The organism is Streptomyces sp. NPDC034049, assembly GCF_055575575.1.
Genome location: NZ_JBVISJ010000015.1, coordinates 134,503 through 153,870 on the forward strand (window position 1 = coordinate 134,503; position 19,368 = coordinate 153,870).

21 protein-coding genes and 2 pseudogenes are annotated in these 19,368 nt (G+C 70.7%); 13 read left to right on the top strand and 10 right to left on the bottom strand.

Going from position 1 to position 19,368, the window contains the following annotated elements; genetic code table 11:
• Positions 1-73 precede the first annotated feature (73 nt).
• Entirely contained in the window at positions 74-1,156 is a 1,083-nt protein-coding gene (locus ACZ52C_RS33715) for an alpha/beta hydrolase fold domain-containing protein (RefSeq protein ID WP_469078341.1), read from the bottom strand.
• Positions 1,157-1,623: 467 nt separating this feature from the next.
• On the opposite strand from ACZ52C_RS33715, the gene ACZ52C_RS33720 reads away from it, so the two are divergent.
• From ACZ52C_RS33720 to ACZ52C_RS33735, 4 genes are all read left to right on the top strand, one after another.
• Positions 1,624-2,598 carry an ABC transporter substrate-binding protein gene (locus ACZ52C_RS33720; RefSeq protein ID WP_469078342.1) on the top strand — a complete coding sequence of 325 codons (975 nt, stop codon included), beginning with the start codon at positions 1,624-1,626 and terminating at the stop codon, positions 2,596-2,598.
• Between the two features lie 89 nt (positions 2,599-2,687).
• Positions 2,688-3,461 carry an ABC transporter permease gene (locus ACZ52C_RS33725; RefSeq protein WP_469078423.1) on the top strand — a complete coding sequence of 258 codons (774 nt, stop codon included), beginning with the start codon at positions 2,688-2,690 and terminating at the stop codon, positions 3,459-3,461.
• A complete protein-coding gene (locus ACZ52C_RS33730; protein WP_469078343.1) occupies positions 3,458-4,243 on the top strand; it encodes an ABC transporter permease in 786 nt (261 codons plus the stop codon). The genes ACZ52C_RS33725 and ACZ52C_RS33730 overlap by 4 nt, the downstream gene beginning before the upstream one ends.
• Before the next feature lie 13 nt (positions 4,244-4,256).
• Positions 4,257-5,090: an ABC transporter ATP-binding protein gene (locus tag ACZ52C_RS33735; protein WP_469078344.1), complete on the top strand. Its 834-nt coding sequence runs from the start codon at positions 4,257-4,259 to the stop codon at positions 5,088-5,090.
• On the opposite strand, the gene ACZ52C_RS33740 is transcribed toward ACZ52C_RS33735, so the two are convergent.
• Positions 4,991-5,650 (bottom strand): TetR/AcrR family transcriptional regulator, encoded by a 660-nt coding sequence (locus ACZ52C_RS33740; protein ID WP_469078424.1) that lies wholly within the window; start codon positions 5,648-5,650, stop codon positions 4,991-4,993. The two genes, ACZ52C_RS33735 and ACZ52C_RS33740, sit on opposite strands and share 100 nt — an antisense overlap.
• On the opposite strand from ACZ52C_RS33740, the gene ACZ52C_RS33745 reads away from it, so the two are divergent.
• Positions 5,537-5,797 carry a hypothetical protein gene (locus ACZ52C_RS33745; RefSeq protein ID WP_469078429.1) on the top strand — a complete coding sequence of 87 codons (261 nt, stop codon included), beginning with the start codon at positions 5,537-5,539 and terminating at the stop codon, positions 5,795-5,797. The two genes, ACZ52C_RS33740 and ACZ52C_RS33745, sit on opposite strands and share 114 nt — an antisense overlap.
• A gap of 424 nt (positions 5,798-6,221) precedes the next feature.
• Here ACZ52C_RS33745 and ACZ52C_RS33750 read toward each other — a convergent pair whose 3' ends face one another.
• The 3 genes and pseudogenes from ACZ52C_RS33750 to ACZ52C_RS33760 all read right to left on the bottom strand — a co-directional run.
• Positions 6,222-7,430 carry a cytochrome P450 gene (locus ACZ52C_RS33750; RefSeq protein ID WP_469078345.1) on the bottom strand — a complete coding sequence of 403 codons (1,209 nt, stop codon included), beginning with the start codon at positions 7,428-7,430 and terminating at the stop codon, positions 6,222-6,224.
• The gene (locus tag ACZ52C_RS33755; RefSeq protein WP_469078346.1) at positions 7,427-7,591 is read right to left on the bottom strand and encodes a hypothetical protein; all 165 of its coding nucleotides are present in this window, start codon (positions 7,589-7,591) and stop codon (positions 7,427-7,429) included. The genes ACZ52C_RS33750 and ACZ52C_RS33755 overlap by 4 nt, the downstream gene beginning before the upstream one ends.
• Positions 7,592-8,236: 645 nt before the next feature.
• Positions 8,237-8,593, bottom strand: a pseudogene (locus ACZ52C_RS33760) (SDR family oxidoreductase); the annotation flags it as partial.
• 355 nt (positions 8,594-8,948) lie between these two features.
• On the opposite strand from ACZ52C_RS33760, the gene ACZ52C_RS33765 reads away from it, so the two are divergent.
• The 4 genes from ACZ52C_RS33765 to ACZ52C_RS33780 all read left to right on the top strand — a co-directional run bounded on the left by ACZ52C_RS33765 (position 8,949) and on the right by ACZ52C_RS33780 (position 12,972).
• Positions 8,949-9,194, top strand: coding sequence for a cyclophilin-like fold protein (locus ACZ52C_RS33765; protein WP_469078425.1), 246 nt, complete (start codon positions 8,949-8,951; stop codon positions 9,192-9,194).
• Positions 9,195-9,334: 140 nt separating this feature from the next.
• On the top strand, positions 9,335-9,871 hold the full coding sequence (locus ACZ52C_RS33770) for a GNAT family N-acetyltransferase (RefSeq protein ID WP_469078347.1): 537 nt from the start codon (positions 9,335-9,337) through the stop codon (positions 9,869-9,871).
• Between the two features lie 432 nt (positions 9,872-10,303).
• Positions 10,304-11,962, top strand: coding sequence for a serine/threonine-protein kinase (locus ACZ52C_RS33775; protein WP_469078348.1), 1,659 nt, complete (start codon positions 10,304-10,306; stop codon positions 11,960-11,962).
• The gene (locus tag ACZ52C_RS33780; RefSeq protein ID WP_469078349.1) at positions 11,959-12,972 is read left to right on the top strand and encodes a hypothetical protein; all 1,014 of its coding nucleotides are present in this window, start codon (positions 11,959-11,961) and stop codon (positions 12,970-12,972) included. The genes ACZ52C_RS33775 and ACZ52C_RS33780 overlap by 4 nt, the downstream gene beginning before the upstream one ends.
• 15 nt (positions 12,973-12,987) lie before the next feature.
• Here ACZ52C_RS33780 and ACZ52C_RS33785 read toward each other — a convergent pair whose 3' ends face one another.
• Positions 12,988-13,377, bottom strand: coding sequence for a hypothetical protein (locus ACZ52C_RS33785; protein ID WP_086801553.1), 390 nt, complete (start codon positions 13,375-13,377; stop codon positions 12,988-12,990).
• Positions 13,378-13,558: 181 nt separating this feature from the next.
• Here ACZ52C_RS33785 and ACZ52C_RS33790 point away from each other — a divergent pair, with 181 nt between their 5' ends.
• Together ACZ52C_RS33790 and ACZ52C_RS33795 are read left to right on the top strand one after the other, a co-directional pair.
• Positions 13,559-14,026 carry a helix-turn-helix domain-containing protein gene (locus ACZ52C_RS33790; RefSeq protein ID WP_469078350.1) on the top strand — a complete coding sequence of 156 codons (468 nt, stop codon included), beginning with the start codon at positions 13,559-13,561 and terminating at the stop codon, positions 14,024-14,026.
• Positions 14,027-14,133: 107 nt separating this feature from the next.
• Positions 14,134-14,877 carry a class I SAM-dependent DNA methyltransferase gene (locus ACZ52C_RS33795; protein ID WP_469078351.1) on the top strand — a complete coding sequence of 248 codons (744 nt, stop codon included), beginning with the start codon at positions 14,134-14,136 and terminating at the stop codon, positions 14,875-14,877.
• 45 nt (positions 14,878-14,922) lie between these two features.
• Here ACZ52C_RS33795 and ACZ52C_RS33800 read toward each other — a convergent pair.
• Positions 14,923-15,186, bottom strand: a pseudogene (locus ACZ52C_RS33800) (GntR family transcriptional regulator); the annotation flags it as partial.
• Between ACZ52C_RS33800 and ACZ52C_RS33805 the strand changes: the two are divergent.
• Both ACZ52C_RS33805 and ACZ52C_RS33810 read left to right on the top strand, forming a co-directional pair.
• Positions 15,134-15,358, top strand: a complete 225-nt coding sequence (locus tag ACZ52C_RS33805; RefSeq protein WP_469078430.1) for an RICIN domain-containing protein — start codon at positions 15,134-15,136, stop codon at positions 15,356-15,358. The pseudogene ACZ52C_RS33800 and the gene ACZ52C_RS33805 overlap by 53 nt on opposite strands.
• Before the next feature lie 143 nt (positions 15,359-15,501).
• Positions 15,502-15,696, top strand: coding sequence for a hypothetical protein (locus ACZ52C_RS33810; protein ID WP_469078352.1), 195 nt, complete (start codon positions 15,502-15,504; stop codon positions 15,694-15,696).
• A 186-nt stretch (positions 15,697-15,882) separates the two neighbouring features.
• Here the strand turns inward: ACZ52C_RS33810 and dgoD are convergent, their stop codons facing one another.
• The 3 genes from dgoD to ACZ52C_RS33825 all read right to left on the bottom strand — a co-directional run bounded on the left by dgoD (position 15,883) and on the right by ACZ52C_RS33825 (position 19,067).
• Complete coding sequence (gene dgoD / locus ACZ52C_RS33815) at positions 15,883-17,028, bottom strand: galactonate dehydratase (RefSeq protein ID WP_469078353.1); 1,146 nt, start codon at positions 17,026-17,028, stop codon at positions 15,883-15,885.
• Positions 17,029-17,253: 225 nt separating this feature from the next.
• Positions 17,254-18,021: an SDR family NAD(P)-dependent oxidoreductase gene (locus ACZ52C_RS33820; protein ID WP_469078354.1), complete on the bottom strand. Its 768-nt coding sequence runs from the start codon at positions 18,019-18,021 to the stop codon at positions 17,254-17,256.
• Entirely contained in the window at positions 18,018-19,067 is a 1,050-nt protein-coding gene (locus tag ACZ52C_RS33825; protein ID WP_469078355.1) for a LacI family DNA-binding transcriptional regulator, read from the bottom strand. The genes ACZ52C_RS33820 and ACZ52C_RS33825 overlap by 4 nt, the downstream gene beginning before the upstream one ends.
• Between the last annotated feature and the right edge of the window lie 301 nt (positions 19,068-19,368).

Consider the following 19,368-nt stretch of genomic DNA (forward strand, 5'->3'; position numbering starts at 1 on the left):
CGGGTCCTTGCGGGTCCTTGCGGGTCCTTGCGGGTCCATGCGGGTCCTTGCGGGTCCTACGGTTCCTCCGGTTTCACCGCAGATGCCGGTTCAGGAAGGTGATGACGGTGTTCCAGGTCGGGGTGGTCGGGTGGGCGGGTGTGGTCCGGCCGTTCCGCGCGGTCTCCTTGTAGGCGCCTTCGCGGACCGCGTCGTCGCCGAGCATTTCGAAGAGCGTGCCGTGAGCCGCCTTCGGGAAGGAGTACATGCTGGTGTCATGGCCCTTGGCCGCCAGCTTCTCGAACAGCAGACGGCCCTGGTGGTAGGGGACGAGGGCGTCCGGCTCACCGTGGAAGATCAGCGTCGGCGGGACAGGGCGCCTGCCGACGTAGGTGAGCGGGTTGGTGGGGGCGATCTGCTCCTCGCTGCAGTCCGGGACGGCGCAGCCGACCAGTCGTGACTCGGGGGAGCGCGGGTCGTTGTGGCACCCGGTGGTCCCCATGATCGCGTTGAACTCCTCGCAGTTGCCCGGCATGTGGGCATCCATCTGGCGGAAGTCGGTCGGCGGGTAGAAGGGGATCGCCGCCTGTACGGCGCTGGAGGGCCCGCTGACGCCCACGTCGCCCTCCGTCGCGGGGTCGCCGCTGGTGACGGCGGCCATCGCGGAGGCCCAGCCGCCCGAGGAGTCGCCCATGATCGCGACGCGCCCGGGGTCGAGGTTGTACCTCTCGGCGTTGGCCCGCAGCCAGCGGATGGCGGCCTTGACGTCGTGCAGCTGGGCCGGGAACCGGGCCTGTGAGGTGGAGCGGATGGACACGCCGGCGACGGCGTACCCGGCGGGGTTGAGGTGGGCGGCCACCTTGTCGGCGTCCAGGCGTCCGTTGTCCGCCAGCCAGGCGGAGCCGCGGCTCGAGATCACCAGCGGGACGGGCTTCCTGGACTTCGGCACGTACAGGTCGAGCAGATGGCCCTCGGTGCCGGCGGGCTGGGCGGGCGCGTAGGCGAGGTCCTTGGTGACCTGCACCTCGGGAGTCGCCGCCCTGGGCGCCCCAGGGGAGGAGGTGGCGGCCTCCGCCGTGGTGACGAGGGTGGCGGCGGCCACCGCCGTCGCGGCCACCGCCACGGTCCGCGGAACGCGCCTTCCGCGAAACCATCCCGACTTCGTTCGTGTGTTCATCGTGTCTCTCCTCTGTGGGGGAGGGTGGGAGTGAGGGAAAAGCGGTCGAGCGGGGCGGCGCTCAGTCGTCCGCGGCCAGGGGTCGATGACGGCGGTGTCGGTGGGGTTCCCACAGGATGTTCGCTTGGTGAATTATTGTCCACTCGCTGGCGCCCATGCGCCTCACCTCGTGGGGGCGAGTGCCGATCAGCGCTGCCTTCGCCGCGCCGCGGGCCTGCCAGTGCGTGCACTGGCGCCTAGTTGTTCGGTGGCATGCCTGCGTGAGTTGGGTAGGTCTCGGACGTCGGGGCCGGTGGCGGGGGAGGGGCAGTTCTCTCCCCGGCAGGGCTCTCGCAGGGCGGTGCGAGTGACTCGAACGCGCCTATTGACGCACCCCACCTGGGGACATAACCTCCGCTTGCCTTGTTCGGCACACGTAGATTTGTGCGCAGTGCGAACACTCCACTTTTTCTGTCAGGAGGGCCCCTATGCGAAGGCGCGTTCTAGGGCTTGCTGTAGCGGTGTTGACGGTCGCGGGCGCGGCCGGATGCGGATCGTCGTCGTCCACGAGCGGAGCCTCGTCGTCCGACGGCGGCAAGACCACCGAGGTCAAGGTCGGGATCATCCCGATCGTCGACGTGGCGCCGCTCTACCTGGGGAAGGAGAAGGGCTTCTTCAGCAGCCGGGGCATCGACCTGAAGATGGAAGCCGCCCAGGGCGGCGCCGCCATCATCCCCGGGGTGGTCAGCGGTCAGTTCCAGTTCGGGTTCAGCAACGTCACCTCGCTGATGATCGCCCAGACCAAGGGCGTACCGATCAAGTCCGTGGTGAACGGGGCCTCTTCCACCGGAGACACCGCCAAGGACATCAGCGGGGTCGCCGTCAAGAAGGACAGCCCGATCAAGTCCGCGGCGCAGCTCGCCGGCAGGACGGTGGCGGTCAACACCCTACAGAACATCGGCGACACCACGGTCCGTGAGGTGGTGCGCAAGGACGGCGGCGACCCCTCGAAGGTCAAGTTCGTCGAGATGCCGTTCGACCAGATGCCGGCCGCGCTCGACGGCGGCCAGGTCGACGCCGCCTGGATGGGCGAGCCGGCGCTGACCATAGCCAAGGGGCAGGGCGCCCGCGTCATCGCGTCACCGTTCGCCGAGACCGACCCGAACCTCACCATCGCGACGTACTTCGCCTCCGCCAAGCTGGCCCAGGACAACCCCGACCTGGTCAAGAAGTTCACCGAGGCGGTGACCGAGTCCCTGAAGTACGCCTCCGACCACCCCGACGAGGCACGTCGGACGATCACCGGCTACACCAAGATCGACAGCGGGGTGCTGAAGGACCTGACGCTGCCGACCTGGCCGGCCGGGTACGACATGGCCTCCCTGCGGAAGCTGGCCGACCTCGGCGAGCAGGACGGCCTCTTCGGTGGCAAGAAGCCCGACCTGGACGCCCTGTTCTCATGAGCGCGACCGGGAGCACTCCCGCTCTGACGAAGCCCGCCGGGACCTCCACCGGTCCCGGCGGACCGGGTGACGGCCGCGTCCGGCGCGCGATGGACGCGGCGGGCACCCCGTTGCGCGGGCTGGCGGGCCTGGCCGGGCTGGTCGTCCTGCTGGAGGTGCTGCCGCACACCGGCCTCGTCTCCGCCGACTACCTTCCGCCCGCCTCCGAGATGGGCCGGGCCCTGTGGCAGATGCTCGGCGAGGACGTGTTCTGGACCGCGCTCGGCGACACCCTCACCGGCTGGGGCCTCGGACTGGCCATCGCCGTGGTGGCCGGGGTGGTCGCCGGTGTCGTGATCGGCTCGGTCCCGGCGCTGCGGGCGGTGACCGCCTCCACCATCGAGTTCCTGCGGCCGATCCCGTCCGTGGCCCTGATCCCCGTGGCGGTGCTGCTCTACGGCACCGACCTGGAGTCCAAGCTGCTGCTGGTGGTGTACGCCTCCTTCTGGCAGGTCCTCGTCCAGGTGCTGGCCGGCACCCAGGACGTCGACCCGGTCGCCGAGGACACCGCCCGCAGCTACCGCATCGGCACCTGGGGGCGGGTGCGGTACGTCCTGTGGCCCACCGCGCTGCCGTACGTGATGACCGGGGTGCGGCTGGCCGCCACCGTGGCCCTGGTCCTGACGATCACCGCCGAACTCGTGATCGGCTCTCCGGGCCTGGGCAAGGAGCTGGCGGTCGCCCAGACGTCCGGCGCCGTACCGAGGGTCTACGCCCTGGTTCTGGTCACCGGGATCCTCGGAGTCGCGGTCAACCTGGTGGCTCGGGCGGTCGAGCGGCGGGCATTGCACTGGCACCAGTCGATGCGCAGGGAGGGACGATGACGACCATCCTCACACTGGCCCGGCGGACCGGGCTGGTCCTGGGGCTGCCCGCGGTCCTGTTCGCGGTGTGGTGGTTCGCCACCGCCGGCAGCACCGACTTCTACGTCCCCCCGCTGTCCACGATCCTCGGCAGGTTCGGGGACGTGTGGACCGGCGAACGACTGCTCTCGGACGTCGTGCCCAGCCTGGTCCGGCTGCTCGTCGGCTATGTCCTCGCCGTCGCCGCCGGCGTCGGACTCGGCCTGCTGGTCGGCCTGCACCGGGGCGTGCGCGACGTCCTGGAGCCCGTCCTGGAACTCTTCCGAGCGATCCCGCCCCCGGTGCTCGTCCCCGTCATCATGCTGTTCGCGGGCATCGGCGACACCATGAAGGTGCTCGTCATCGTCAGCGGCTGCATGTGGCCGATCCTGCTCAACACCGTCGAAGGCGTCCGCGCCGTCGACGAGGTGCTGAGCGACACCTGCCGGTCCTACGGCATCACCGGCCCCTCCCGGCTGTGGCACCTCGTGCTGCGCTCGGCCAGCCCCCAGATCGTCACCGGTATGCGCCAGGCGCTGTCGATCGCGATCATCCTCATGGTGATCAGCGAGATGTTCGCCGCCAGCAACGGACTCGGCTTCACCATCGTGCAGTTCCAGCGTTCCTTCGCCATCCCCGAGATGTGGAGCGGCGTCCTGCTGCTCGGCCTGCTCGGATTCGTCCTCTCCCTACTCTTCCGCCTCGCCGAGAACCGGGTCCTCGCCTGGTACCACGGCCTGCGCCGGGCCCAGCGCAACCCCTGACAAGGAGACGTCGATGCTCGACGTACGCAACCTGCAGAAGATCTACACCGGCCGCAACCGCAACGTCGAAGCACTGCGGAACCTGACCTTTCACATCGGCGCCGGCGAACTCGTCTGCCTGGTGGGCCCGTCGGGGTGCGGCAAGACCACCCTGCTGAAGTGCATGGCGGGACTGCTCACCCCGACGAGCGGCGAAGTGAGCCTGGACGGCCGCCCGGTCAGCGGGCCCCCGGCCGACATGGCGGTGGTCTTCCAGGAGTACGGCCGCTCCCTGTTCGCCTGGATGAACGTCCGCGACAACGTCGCCCTGCCCCTGCGCCGCAAGAAACTCGGCAAGGCCCGCGAGAGGGAACTGGTCGACCACGCCCTCGACGTGGTCGGGCTCGCCGACGCCCACCAGGCCTACCCGTGGCAGCTCTCCGGCGGCATGCAGCAGCGCGTCGCCATCGCCCGCGCCGTCGCCTTCGAACCGAAGGTGCTGCTCATGGACGAGCCGTTCGCCGCGGTCGACGCGCAGACCCGCGCCGAACTGGAGGACCTCATCCGGCGGTTGTGGCACGAGCTGGGGGTGACCGTCCTGTTCGTCACCCACGACATCGACGAAGCCGTCTACCTCGGGCAGCGCACCATCATCCTGTCGAAGTCACCGACGGTGGTGCAGGAGGACCTGACCATCGATCTCCCCGACGAGCGCGACCAGTTGCACACCCGCTCCAGCCCCCGCTTCGCCGAACTGCGCGCCCACGTCTACGAACAGATCCAGCGTGCCAAGCACCACGACGGCGACAGCGTCCCGCGGACCACCGACCGCCGCGACGACCTCGCCCTCCAGAAGAGCGAGTCGTAGCCCACGCCGCACGCGTCCTTCCGGACGGGGAAGCAGTCTGGTGTCGTACCGGTCAGGATTCGCGGCCGCGGTCCCGTCGTTCGTCTGCTCCGGTCACCCGCCGTACCAGGTCCACCCAGGTGGCCTGGAGGCGCGCGGTGGTGACCTCGCTCTTCTCGCGCAGGTAGTCCACGGTCTCGAAGTTCGTCAGGGCGAGCACGGTGTGGGCGAGCATGTCGTGATCGCCCTCGACTCCCGCTTCCCGCAGGAGAGACGCGACGTGCCGATGGAGGGCCCGGCCGACGAACGAGGCAGGGCGCCGTTCGAGGGGCACCTGGCGGGCCAGCGCGGCACCCAGGTCCGCGTCGTCGGCTATGCGTGCGAGCAGGGCGCAGCCGAACGCCGCCAGACGGTCTCTCGCCGGCGCTCCCGGTCCCAGCAGCGGGGGCCAAACAGGTGTACGCCTCATGGAACTCCGCCTCGGCGTCGTCCCGCAGGGCCAGCAGCAGCCCGGTGCGGTCGCCGAACCGGCGAAAGAGCGTGCCCTTTCCGACCTCGGCCTCCTGTGCGACCTCGTGCATCGTCACATGCTCGGCTCCCAGCTCGGCCACCAGGAAAGCGGCCGCCTCCAGCAGCCGTGCGCGGTCGCGGGCGGCATCGGCCCGCTCCGCGGTGACGTCGTCCGGCGTCCGCCTCACCGTTCACCGCGCGGCGTGACACGGGCGTGAACACAGCCGTCCTCGACGCGCATCGGGTACACCGGGACGGGGCGTGGCGCCGGCGGACGCCATCCAGGACCTGCCGAACTGCCGGACCGGCATCTGCACCACCTGCCACCAGTTCCTACCCCGCCGCCCCCCGACATCGAGACAGACCTGACGGAGTCCCACTGGGCCCTCGCCCACGCCGTCCACGTACGCGCCCAAGCCGGTGGACGGCCCGGCTTTCCACGTCGACGCCGGGGCCGGGGGCGTTCACGGGTTCCCGGGTAGGGGGCGTCAGCCACAGTCCGTCGGCAGTGGGACATGCGGTGCGTAGCGCTTCCTGTCCGCATGGGCGGACTTGAGGTCGCGGGCGCACACCGCCCGGCGTACTGGGGTCCTGCCGTGCGACACATGTGAACCCGTGTGGAGTCGCCTCCGGAGTCGTTGGTCAGGCCGTTTGGTCCCACCGCACATGCAGGGTGGTGGGCTTGCGGAAGACCAGGCCGTACGGGGCCGCGGGGTGGCCGGGGTCGAGGCGCAGGGCGGGGAGGCGTTCGAGTAGGCGCTGGAGGGCGATGCGGGTCTCCAGGCGGGCGAGGTGCGCCGCGAGGCAGTAGTGCGGGCCGTGTGCGAAGGCCAGTTGCAGACGCGCGTTCTCGCGGCGGACATCGAACAGGTCGGGGTCGGGGAAGACGGCCGGGTCGCGGTTGGCCCCCGTAAGGGAGACGGTGACCAGGTCGCCACGGTGGATCGTGGCCGGGCCGAGGACGGTGTCACGGGTGGCGTAGCGGTCCACGACCGCCGCGCCGGGTTCGAGGCGCAGGGATTCCTCGATCGCGCCGTCCAGCAGATCGGAGTTGGCCCGGACAAGGGCGAGTTGGTCGGGGTGTCGCAACAGGTGCAGCAGCGCGTTGGTGATCATCGCTTCGGTGGTCTCGATGCCTCCGAACATCAGTACGGCGGCATTGGATGCCACCTCGGGCACTGTCAGCTGCCCGGCGGCCGAGACGAGGAGAGAGGAAGCGTGCCGGTCGGCCACGGTGGCTTCCACCGCGGTTCTCAGCTGCGCATATGCCGCGAGACCCGCGGGGCCCGCCTCGTGGCCGGCGGTTATGTCCGAGACCGACTGCACGATGGAGTCGTACCAGGCGAGCACCGTCTCCCCGTCGGTGCCGACCAGCCCCAGTGCCTCGGTCACGACCGCAACCGCGAGGGGGCCGGCGAAGGCACGTCGCAGGTCGACGGCGCCCGTCGGCTCCAGCCCGGTGATGAGCCTGTCGGTCTCCCGCTCTATGAACGCGGCAAAACCGTCATGCACGGCCCGGGGACGGAAGGGGGAGTTGAAGGGCTCGCGGTGTCGGGTGTGCTGGTCGCCGTCGAGCGACAGCATGCTGGGGCCGACGATCTGCGCGGTGGAGAACCGGGGGTCGTCGACGGTGAAGGTCGCGGCGTCCCGCATCACACTGAGGGCGAGATCACGACGGGTCACCAGCCAGCCGTCCAACTCGGGGACCCAGGACACCGGCTCCCGCGCACGAAGCAGCGCCAGCCGCGGATGAGGGTCCCGGGCGAGTTCGGCGAGCGTGGTCGTGGCACCGAGCGGACAGGATTCGACGACGCTCGTGGCGCGCCTGTCGGGCAGGGAAGAACCGTTCACGCTGCTGACGTTAACAAATCGGCCTGTTCAGCAAACTCCCCGTCCGGAGCGGTCAGCACGACACAAGCGCCATGCTCGAACAGCACCCACGACTTGCGAAAGTCAGCGAGAAGCCGCTGCCAGACGTCTACGAGTATCTCGGTGTCCGTGACGGTCGTCATGCCGCAGAGCCTTGACACAGGGTGACGATCGACCGGCGGCTCCAGCGAGTACGCGACTCCTGGACATGCGGGCCCACCAGTCCCGAGACCGGTGTCGGAGGGCGCCATCCCGACGACAGTCCGCTTCGACGCCGGCTCGCCCTCCCCGCCATCTCGCCCCCGCCATCTCACCCCGCCTTCCAGGACATCGGCGAGCAGCAGCGGCTGTCTACCGGCGACCGGTGCGGGGACGCGTTCAGGGCTCGCGGGGGATCTCGGCCTCCGGGTCGTAGCCGTGCGCGACGGCATGGGCCTGGAACGCGTCGAGGGCCACGCCCCAGGCGGCGCCCCGTATCCGTGTCCGGCAACGGGGGCCGGTCCGCCCGTTCCTGCAGCATCGCCTGCTGCGCCTCGTCCGGCAGGCCCCCGAACTCCAGCCCGGAGAACTCCCTGGGTATGCCCCTGTGCCGTCCGCGCGCAGGAACTGGGCTGGCATCCCGAGCACCGCGACATGCTCGCCATGAACGGTGACCAGCGTCTGCGTGATCAGTATCAGGTCTGCTGAGCGCACGAAAAGACCTCCGTATAAACCCCCGACGGTCATGATGGAAGTCTCTCGGTCGGTCGTAGCGGGCCTTACGCCCGTGGCGGGGCGGCAGGGCGAGTTCAGAGCTGGGTTTCGCCGCCGTCCACGGCCAGCTCGCTGCCGGTGGTGTACGTGGCATCGAAGGCGAGGAATGCGGTCGCCTTGGCGAACTCCTCGACCGTGCCGTAACGCCCCATGGGGTTGCTCGCGGTCCGCTCCGCCCTGAACTGCTCGGTGGCCTCTGCGGACAGGTTCGTCCTTTCCAGGATCCCCGAGTCGATGGGACCCGGGCTGATCGCGTTGACACGGATACCTCGCGGAAGCAGCTCGCGGGAGAAGGTGCGGGCCATCGAGCGCAGCGCCGCCTTGCCGGCCGCAAAGACGCTGGTGTCCACCAGGCCGATGACGTTGGCGATCGAGGTGGTGAGGACGACGCCATCCACCGCGAGCGGGCCGGCTTCCGCCACTACGCCGAGCCCCTCCCCGCCCGACCCCCTGGACGCTCCTTGATCCCGCTTCCCGCACGCGCTCTCGTCCGCGCCGTCCCGGCCGCGGCCCTGCTGCTGGCCGTGACCGCGTCCACGGGCGAAGAGCCGTCGTCCTCCCCGTCTCGGGCCGCTTCCGCGCCGTCGACGCGGAGGACGACTTCGGGCCCGTCACCGACCACGACCTCAGGCAGGACGACCGCCATGGACATCGAGCTCACCATCGGCGGCAAAGCCGTCGCCGGAACCCTGAACGACCGGCGTCGCCGCGCGCGACTTCGCCGCTCTCCTCCCACTCACCCTGAACCTGAGCGACTTCCACGAGACGGAGAGAATCGCCGACCTGTCCCGTCGGCTGTCCACCTCGGGAGCCCCGACCGGAGCCGAAGCGAAGGCCGGTGACCTGGCCTACTACGCGCCCTGGGGCAACCTGGCCAGCTTCTACCGCGACTTCCCCTACTCCGACGGGCTGGTCATCCTCGGCCATGTGACCGACGACGGCACCGACCGCCTCGCCACCGCCGACGAGGTCACCCTTCGAGCCGCCTCCTGACACCGCGCCCACCACTGGAGCACCTGGCCCGGTGAGGTGGGAAGGCCGGCCGAACCGGTGCCGGGGGGTGGAGCGGGCCCCGTTCCGACCGGCCGGTCGGAGGCTCCGGCACCTGTTCCGATCGCGTGCGATGATGCGCCGTGCCCGAACTCCTCACTGCCCGGCTGCGGTTGCGGCCCTGGCGCGACGACGACCTCGACCTGCTCGCCGAGATGCACGCGGACCCGGAGGTGATGCGGTACATCGGCGACGGCTCCGTACGTACGAGGGACGAGACGGCGGCATGGCTGACCCGGATACGGGCCGATGGCGAGGAGCAGGGGCACGGTTTGTTCGCCGTCGAACTGCGCGAGACCGGTGAGTTGACGGGCTGGACGGGCACCGCCGTTCCGAACTTCCTGCCCGAGGTCCTTCCCGCCGTCGAGATCGGCTGGCGTCTCGCGCGCCGGTTCTGGGGACACGGCATCGCCACAGAGGCTGCCCGCTCCGTTCTGGAGCACGCCTTCGACAGAGTCGGCCTGGAACGGATCCTGAGCATCTGCAACATCGACAACACCGCCTCCGAGTCCGTCATGCGCAAACTCGACATGCACCTGGACCGCGAGACGACGGTGCCCTCGCACGGCAGGCGAGTGCGCGTCTACGCGATCACACGCGAGGAGCACGCGCGTGGGTGACTAGGTTCGACGCATGGCGAACCCCGCTCACCCCAGCTGTCCGGGGCTCGGAACTTCCCGTGCCGCACCTTCAGCAACTCGCCGCCGGTACCGAGTCCTGCATACGCCGAGGGGTCGCCCGGCACCCCAGCATCACGGACGCGCCGCTGCGGGAGCAGCTGCCGGCAGACAGCTGGCCGGGGAACCAGACGAAGCCTTCGCAGCACGAGCAGGCCCACCGTACATCCGCTGTCGTAGCGCGGTCGCACGTACGCGAGGACCGCGTGCCGCAGGGGAAGGCGCTCCGCAGAGGAAGGCGGTCCTCAGAGGAAGTCGCTCCGCAGAGGATGGCGCACCGCAACCGCAGTGGCTGAAAATGTGTCTCTCATCGCGCGGCGCGGCGATTCGCCAGAGAGGTGGGGCTTCGGCGCACGGCGGTCTTGGGGGGCTGGAATGAACACATGGACATTGCCCGGATACACCGAGTCGTCCGAGCTCGGGTCGGGGGCGAGCGGGCGGGTGGTCCTCGCCGTGCACGAGGAGACCGGCGTGCCGGTGGCCGTCAAGTACCTCAGCGAGTCCCTGCGCACCCGACCGGGGTTCGTACGTGACTTCCGCACCGAGGCGCGGCTGCTCGGCGGGCTGGAGAGCCCCTTCGTCACCGAGCTGTACGAGTACGTGGAGGGCCCGGACGGCGCCGCCATCGTGATGGAGCTGGTGGACGGGGTCTCGCTGCGCGCCGTACTCAAGCGGGAGGACCCGCTCGGTCCCGAGGCCGCGCTCGTCATCCTCAAGGGATCACTGCTCGGGCTGGCGGACGCGCACCGCGTGGGCGTCGTCCACCGTGACTACAAGCCGGAGAACGTCCTCGTCGCACCGGACGGATCCTCCAAGCTGGTCGACTTCGGCATCGCGGTGGACGCGGGCACCAGCGCGGGTGTGGCCGGAACCCCCTCCTACATGGCCCCGGAGCAGTGGACCGGAGCGCCCGCCTCTCCCGCCGCCGACGTGTACGCGGCCGCCGCCACCTTCTTCGAATGCCTGACAGGCCACAAGCCGTACCGCGGCGACAACCTCGCGGCGCTCGCGTTGCAGCACGTCGACGCACCCGTGCCCGCCGACGAGGTGCCGGAGGCGGTGCGTGAGCTGGTACGCCGGGGTCTGGCGAAGGATCCGGAGGAACGGCCCGCGGAGGCCGAGGCGTTCGTCAGGGAACTGGAGGCGGCCGCCCTCGCGGGCTACGGGCCCGAATGGGAGGAACGCGGCCGTGGCCGGCTCGCCGCGCTGGTGGCCCTGCTGCCGTTGCTGTTGCCCTCGGCCCGCAGCACCCCTCGAACCACCACGGACACCGCCCGCACCGTCCTGCACCCGGAACCCGGCCGCGGCGGCGCCCAGGCGTGGCTGCCTGGCCGCTCCGGCATGCTCGTCTCCGGTGCCGCGCTGCTCCTCGGAGCCGTCCTCACCTTCGGACTCCAGCACACCCCCGGAGACGACACCGGTCAGGTGGCCCAGGCCCTTGCCACCACCAGCGCCGATGCGAGTACGGACACGGCGGCGCCGCCGTCCCCGACGGGCTCCGCCTCCCCGTCCCCGACGCCCTCCGACTCGGCCAGTGAGTCGCCGTCACCCACCCTGTCGCCCTCGGACGCCGTCCCCACCCCCACCGACGAACCCTCGTCCGCCACGACGGACGGGACCACGGGCGGGACCACGGAGACGACCGAGCCCGGCGGGGCGACCACCACTCCGGCGCCGACGACCACCTCCCCGGCCCCGGTCACCGCCCCCGCCGTCAAGGACGTGACGGTCTCGGGCTTCCGGCAGACGGGTCCGGCGACCGCCACGGCGACCATCGGCATCGTCACGGACGGCACCGGACCGATCTCCCTCACCGTCTCGTGGTTCGCGGGCGACTCGAGGGGACAACTCGGCGCCCCGGACGGCACGTCCCAGACCTTCGAACGCAGCGGCGCCACCCAGTACACACTCACCGTCGACCACGCCTTCCTCAGCACCGGCTGCTACTGGGCGGTGCAGGCCACGACCACCCCGACCTCCGCCGACGGCGGCGCCTCGCAGCAGCTTCTGACCAGACGGTGTGATATCCGATGAGCACGCAGAACGACGACAGCACGCCCGCGACGGCTGCGGCTGACGAGCCCACGATGATGCTGCCGGACTCGGTGACGCTGGTGGAGGGCATCGACGACATGGTCACGCAGGTGCCGGAGCACACCGGAGCCGGCGAACCCACCCAGGTTCTTCCGACCGCCGGAGAGTCGGCCCCCACCATGCACCTAGGCCCCGCCGCCACCGTGCAACTGGGTCCTGCCGCCACCGTGCACCCGGGTCCTGCCGCCACCGTGCACCCGGGTCCTGCCGCCACCGTGCACCCGGGTCCCGCCGCCCCCCTCCACCTCGGCCCCGTGGAGGACCGCGTCCCCGCCGAGACGGACGCGGCCGACGTCGAGCACGCGGAGTACGCCGAGTACAGCGCCACCGTGCTGGCCAGCCACTGGATCCAGAGACCCGAGACCGACGACACCCTCGCCGAGGCGACCCTCGCCGAGAACACCGTCGAACAGCCCGCCGCAGCCGCGGTGAACGGGTTCACCCCGCCCGACCGCGTCGACGGCACGCTGCTGCGCTTCGGCCCGGGCGTGACCAACGTCGTCGCACAGCGAACCCACCGCACGCTCCCCGCCCTGCCGCCCACCCCCGCACCCCGGCGCCGACGGCTGCGCCGACATGCCCTGCCCGTCCTGGTGCTCCTGTGCGTCCTCGCGTTCCTCGCCTGGCAGCGGCTCGGACCGCCTCTCGAGGTCGACACGGTGACGGTCACGGCCCGGCCCACGGTCCTGGGGTGCGACAGCACCGCGGACATCGTCGCCGTCGTCGCGACGAACGGCCGTCCGGGCACGCTCTCGTACCGCTGGATCCGCAGCGACGGGACCCGCTCGGGCGTCCTGGAAGAGGTGATGGTCCGGGGGCAGCGTCAGGCACGCGTGCACCTGCGGTGGACCTTCCAGGGCAAGGGCCACCGCACGGCCCGGGCCGAACTGCGCATCCTCACCGCGGACCCGCACACGGCCGGCACCCGCTTCACGTACGACTGCTCCTGAGAGCCTCCCTGAGCGTCAGTCGCAGCTGGAAGCGCTCTGGATCATGACGCCGGTCACGGTGAAGTAGGAGGGATACTGGCGTCCCGTGCTCGGCTCGATGCATTCGTAGCCGGTCACGCCGTTGCGGAGGTACCTGAGCATCACCCGGTCGTCGTTGCGGGTGTTGAACACGTAGGCCGAGCCCCGGCTCCGCGATCCCAGGTTCTGGTAGGAGCTGGTGACGTCCTGGTACGCGGCGGTCGGCGACTGCGCCTCCCAGTCGGCGGCGGTCAGATAGAAGCAGACGCGAGGGTACACGCATCCCTTGTAGGAGTCGGCGTGGGCCTGGGGCGCGGCGAAGATCGCCGAACCGGCGACCATGGCGCCGACCATGGCGAAAGTGCGCTTGCTGAGGGAAAGGCGCATGTCTGCTTCCTTCTGTCGATGAGATGCCACGGGTCCCTGTCTCCGGTGATCGCGGAGAGGCCCGGTGGGCAACAGACATTGCCGACGATGATCCTTTCCGGCAAGGAGATCCGGGGCCCGGGGGACGGTGGGACGCCGTGGCCGCTGCTGCCTGGGACGTTCCACGGGCGCTGGGACGCCCGTGGGACGTGTCACCGTGCTCGCCGGGGCGAGCACCGAGTGGTACACCCGGCTCGAGAAGGGCCACATCACCGGGGTCTCCGAAGAGGTGCTGGCCGCGGTCGCCACCGCCCTGCAACTGGACGAGGACGAGCGCACCTACCCGTTCGACCTGGCCCGTGCCGCCCGGCCGAGTTCCGCACCATGTGGGCCGCACGACGTCCGCATCCGCCACGAGGGCGTCAAAGGGCTGCGGCACCCCGAGGTCGGCCTGCTGGAGCTGACCTACCAGTCCCTGGACCTGCCCCTGTCTCCGAGGGCCCCGCACGACCTGAACATCTACACGGCGGAACCGGGGCACCACGTCCGAAGAGCGCCTCAAACTCCTCGCCGGCCTGGCGGCCACGTCCTTCCCCACCTCCACCTCCGCCCCCCCGTCCGAGCCCACGGACCGCAAGCGCTGAACGGGCTTACGTACGTGGCCCCTTGAGTCCTGCGTGCCGCAGACCGCGAGTCGAGGGGGCCGGCGGCCGTCGTACAGGAGGCGGCGCGGAAATTCGTTGGACAGTGGGTGCGTCAGTGGGGAGCGTTGACTGAATGGATCAGGAGATGATCTGGGACGCTGACGTCGCCCAGAGCTATGACACGCCCGGTACCGGGATGTTCGCGCCCGACGTCGTGGGGCCGGCCGTGGAGCGCCTCGCCGCATTGGCGGGCGGGGGAGCGGCAGTTGAGTTCGCTGTCGGTACCGGTCGTGTGGCCGTCCCTCTCGCACGGCGGGGCGTACCGGTCACCGGGATCGAGTTGTCTCGGCCGATGGTGGAGCAACTGCGGGCCAAGGCTGACGAAGCGACCCTTCCCGTGATCATCGGCGACATGGCGACCACGGTCGCCCCCGGCCAGTACAGCCTGGTCTACCTCGTCTACAACACGCTCTCCAACCTGCTCACCCAGGCCGAGCAGGTCGACTGCTTCCGCAACGCCGCCCGCCACCTCACCGCCGGCGGGCGTTTCGTGGTCGAGCTCGGCGTACCCGATCTGCGCAGGCTCCCGCCGGGGCAACCAGGGGTCGTCCAGCGGTCCGAACCCGGCTACGTCAATGTGGGCACCTACGACGTCCTGCGTCAGCAGGTGGTGTCGCACCACTTCTCGTTCGACGAGACCGGGCAGACCCGGCTGTTCCGCAGCCCTCACCGCTACGTCTGGCCGTCCGAACTCGATCTGATGGCCCAGCTCGCCGGCTTCGAGCTGGAGAGCAGGCATGCGGACTGGTCCGGCGCCGAGTTCACCGCCGAGTCGCGTTCTCATGTCTCCGTCTACCGGCTGCCGCCCACGCCGTAGCCAGGACTCACCGTCGTACGACGTGGCTCTCCGTCGGCGGCGCGTCGGGCATGGAGGCGTCGTCTGGACGTGCTCCCGCAGCCATTGTTCGGTGTTGCTGACGTGCAGCAGGGCGGCGGCCTTGCTGAGGGCGGCGTCGCGGCCGGAGAGGCCTCGAAGATCGCCTGGTGCTCCGCGAGGGTCGGGTCGGCGGCACGGGCGTCCACCAGTCCGCGGCGGATGCGCGCCCGCGACCAGGTCCTCGTCGGAGATCCGGGTGGCGGCCAGTGCGGTGGCGACGGGCTCCAGCAGCCGTCTGACCTCCATCAGGCAAGGTGGAGAACCGCGCCAACGGCACCGTGGCGACGGCCGCTACCCCCTCACCAACCGCACCACGGTCATGGCACTGGACGGCGGCGGCAACGTCGCCTCCGGATCCAACGCCAAGCAGTGGCGCTTCGACAACAGCACCAACCTGCTGTGGACGTTCACCGCGCTGTGACGCATCCCGGTGCGGCGGCACCCCGCTCCACCCAGCTGCCGCACCGGCTCTGCCCCCGACCGGGACCGGGACCGCGCCGACACACAGCGCCGGCACGGCTCAGCGACGACGGCGCCGGGGCCGGGGCCGATGAACTGGCGGGCGTGCAGGAAGCCCGGTCAACCCTCTCCCTCCTGTGCGCCGAAGACACCGTCGCCCTCGCCGACGCTCTCGCCCGCCGGGTCTGGAACTCCCGGCCCAGCGAGGGCCGTGCCGATCGCAGGACCGAGCACAGGGAGACGGAGGAACTCCTGCGCCACTTCACCCGACAGCTTCGGCAAGAGATCGCCAGGACGTAGCTGAACGACCGGTGCCTGGACGTGGCCGCCGAGGTCTCCCGAACCCCGCGCCTTCGACACCAGCCGACCCGGCACCCCCGCCCGCTCGGTGCTCGGAGGCGCAGCCCCGGCCGGAGACGCGCGAGGCGAACCCCAGCCGGAGCCCGGCCGGCCTGCCCGGCGTACCCGGGTGCCCGGGCACCCGGCCTACCAGGAGGCCAGTGAGCCGTCCGTGTTGCGCCAGACCGGGTTGCGCCAACGGTGGCCGCGTTCGGCGGCGGCCCGGACCGCGTCCTCGTCGATGGTGATGCCGAGGCCGGGTGCGGTGGGCCGGTCGATGTAGCCGTCGCGGAACGTGAACGGCGTCGTGTCGGCGAGGTAGCCCAGCAGTCCGCTGCTGTCCCCGTAGCCGATGCCCAATGCCTGTTCCTGGATGAGGAAGTTGGGGATGGCGAAGTCGAGCTGCAGACTGGCCGCGAGGGCGATCGGGCCGAGCGGGCAGTGCGGTGCCACCATGACGTCGTACGCCTCCGCCATCGCGGCGATCCGGCGGCTCTCGGAGATGCCGCCGGCGTGGCTGATGTCGGGCTGGGCCACGGCGATGCCGTCGGAGAGAACCGAGCGGAAGTCCCAGCGGGAGTACAGCCGTTCGCCCGTGGCGATGGGGATCGAGGTGGAGCGCACCACGGCGCCGAGGTCCTGGGAGAACTCCGGGAGCACGGGCTCCTCGACGAAGAGCGGCAGGAGCGGTTCGAGGTGGGGCAGCACACGGCGGGACATCGCCCCGCTGAACCGGCCGTGGAAGTCCAGCGCCAGGTCGCGCTCCGGTCCGATGGCCTCGCGGACCGCGGCCACTCCGTCCACGATGGCGTTGATCGCGGCGGGTGCCGCGAGCGGCTCCAACTGGCCGCAGGGGTTGAGCTTGACCGCCGTCATGCCCTTGGCGACCTGCTCGGCGGCCGACTCGGCCAACTCCTCGGGAGTCTCGCCGCCGACCCAGCCGTAGACGCGGACCCGGTCGCGCACATGGCCGCCGAGGAGCTGATGGACCGGGACGCCGTGCGTCTTGCCCGCGATGTCCCACAACGCCTGGTCGATTCCGGCCAGGGCGCTGTTCAGGACGACTCCGCCGCGATAGAAGCCGCTCTTGGCGAGCACCTGCCAGTGCTCCTCGATGCGGGCGGGGTCCTGGCCGAGCAGGTAGTCGAACATCTCCTCGACGCAGCGGGCGACCGTGTGGGCCTTGCCCTCGACTATGGGCTCGCCCCAGCCGGAGATTCCCTCGTCGGTGTCGACACGCAGGAAGAGCCAGCGCGGTTCGACGAGGAAGAGTTCGAATCCAGTGATCTTCATGGGATGGACCTCCGGGTCCAGTGCTGTGTACGGCCCGGTGCGGGGCCGAGGCGCGGGGCGAGATGGATGAGCGGGGCGTGGTGGCGAGGGGGGGTGGGGCAGTAGGTGGGTGGGGCGTGCGTGGTGGGGCGGTAGGTGGTTGGGGCGGTGCGTGGTCGTCGAGAGCAGGCGCGAGGGATCGCCGCCCGCGGCCACAGGAGTGCCGAGCCCGGCGGCCGGGGCGGACTACTCCTGGGAGTCGATGCTGCGGCCGCCGTCCACGAGCAGGTTCTGGCCGGTGATGAAGGAGGCGTCGTCGGAGGCGAGGAAGGCCACGGCGGCGGCGATGTCCTCGGGGGCACCGAGCCTGCCGACCGGTGTGCGCGCGACGGTCTGTGTTTTGTACTCCTGGGGTGTGTGGGCCCACAGCGCGGTCATCACGGCTCCGGGCAGGACGGAGTTGAACCTGATCCGCCCCCCGTACTCGACGGCCAACTGGCGTACGAGGGCGTCGATCCCGCCCTTGGCGGCCGCGTAGGCGGGAAAGCCCCTGAAGCCGATGGCCGCGTGCACGGACGAGGTGATGACCACCGCGCCCGAGGCCGTCCCGAGGAGCGGCACCCCGGCCCGGACGCCGTAGAACACGGAGTCGAGGCAGAGCCGCAGCTGGTCGTGCCAGGAGTCGTCGCCGAGTTCGTGTGCCGCTCCGGGCACGTTGCGGCCCACATTGAGGTGGAGCACATCGAGGCGCCCGGTCCAGGACTCGGCCGCGGCGATGGCCGTGGCCCACTGACCGGGAGAGGTCACGTCGAGGGGCCGGTCCTGTGCCCGCCCACCGCTCGCGCGGATGTCCTCGGTCACGCGCCGGGCGGCCTCGGCGTCCACGTCGGTGACGAGGACGGACGCGCCCTCGGCGGCCAGCCGTCGGGCGGTGGCCGCCCCGATGCCGGAGCCGGCGCCGGTGAGCAGGGCCGTACGGCCGCTGAAACGGGCCGGTGCGGCGGCGACGGTCATGGTGTTTCCCCTGGTTCTGCCGGTCCGGCCGTGGAGCCGCGCAGCACCAGCCGAGGCTCGGTGGGCACGACGACGTCTCCCACCGGTCTGTTCTCGATGGTGGCCACCAAGGAGTCCACGGCAGCGGTCCCCAGCTCGTACAGCGGCATCGCGACGGTGGTCAGCGGGGGATGGAGATGCGCGGCCACGGGCAGGTCGTCGTTGCCGACCACGGAGACGTCCTCCGGGATCCGCAGGCCGAGGTTCCTGATGGCGGCCATGGCGCCTATCGCCTGGGCGAGGGAGCTGGTGTAGACGGCGGTGACCGGCGGGTGCGCACTGCCGACGGCGGGACGCAGCAGCTCCCGCGCGGCGGCGCCGCCGCCGTCCTCGGTGAAGTCCCCGGACGCGATCGGGGCCGCGTCCAGCCCCAGGGCGTCGGCGTGCCGCTGGAACGCCTGCTTGCGGACCTCGCTGGGGGTGATCCCGGGGGGACCCGCTATGTGGCCGATCCTGCGGTGACCGAGGCCGTGCAGGTGGTCGAGCGCGGTCACGCTCGAACGGGCGACGTCCATGGTGACGTTGCGGCCGGACCCCTGCACGGAGCGGTTGAGGAAGACGTGGGGGACCGGGCTGTGGCTGAGGGTCTCCAGCAGGGGGTGGCCGGGGCGGGCCGAGGCGATGAGCAGCCCGTCGACCCTGCCCTCCTGCACCAGGTCGTTGAAGGAGTCGTCGGCCTCCTGGCCGTCGAAGTCCTCCGCCAGCAGGGAGAGATATCCCAGCTCGCGGGCCCGCTGGTAGGCGCCGCGGGCGATGGTGACGTAGGTGGGGTTGCCGAGGGCGGGGACCAGCAGGGCCAGTGCGTGGGTACTGGCGCCGGCCAGGGCCCGGGCCCCGGAGTGGGGGCGGTAGCCGAGTGCCTCGGCGGCCTCGTGGACACGGCGGCGCGTCTCGGGCCGTACGGACAGGTCCTGTCGGCCGTTGAGCACCTTCGACACGGTGGCCTTGGAGACCCCGGCCGCGTGTGCCACATCCACGAGCCTGGCCCTGACGGGTTGTTCCGGCACGTGTTCCCCCTCTCCGGTGGGTATCGCCCTGCTCCGCTGTCGCGGACCGAGGGTGACTCGATACAACCTCTTGACACCTTCTGGCGACGCAACCTAACGTTCGCGAAAGTTTCAGTCAACCGGTTTCCTCAGACGGAAATAAGCGATAAGTCTGAGCAGAGCCCCAGAAATCGGTCATATCGCCACAGTTAGATGTCGGCCATGTTGACGTGCAGTCAACTGAGCCGAGGAGCCGTCCCCGGGCTCACCGCGGACGCGACCACCGTCGCACCAGCGGTTCCCCGGCACCGGTCCCGCGCAC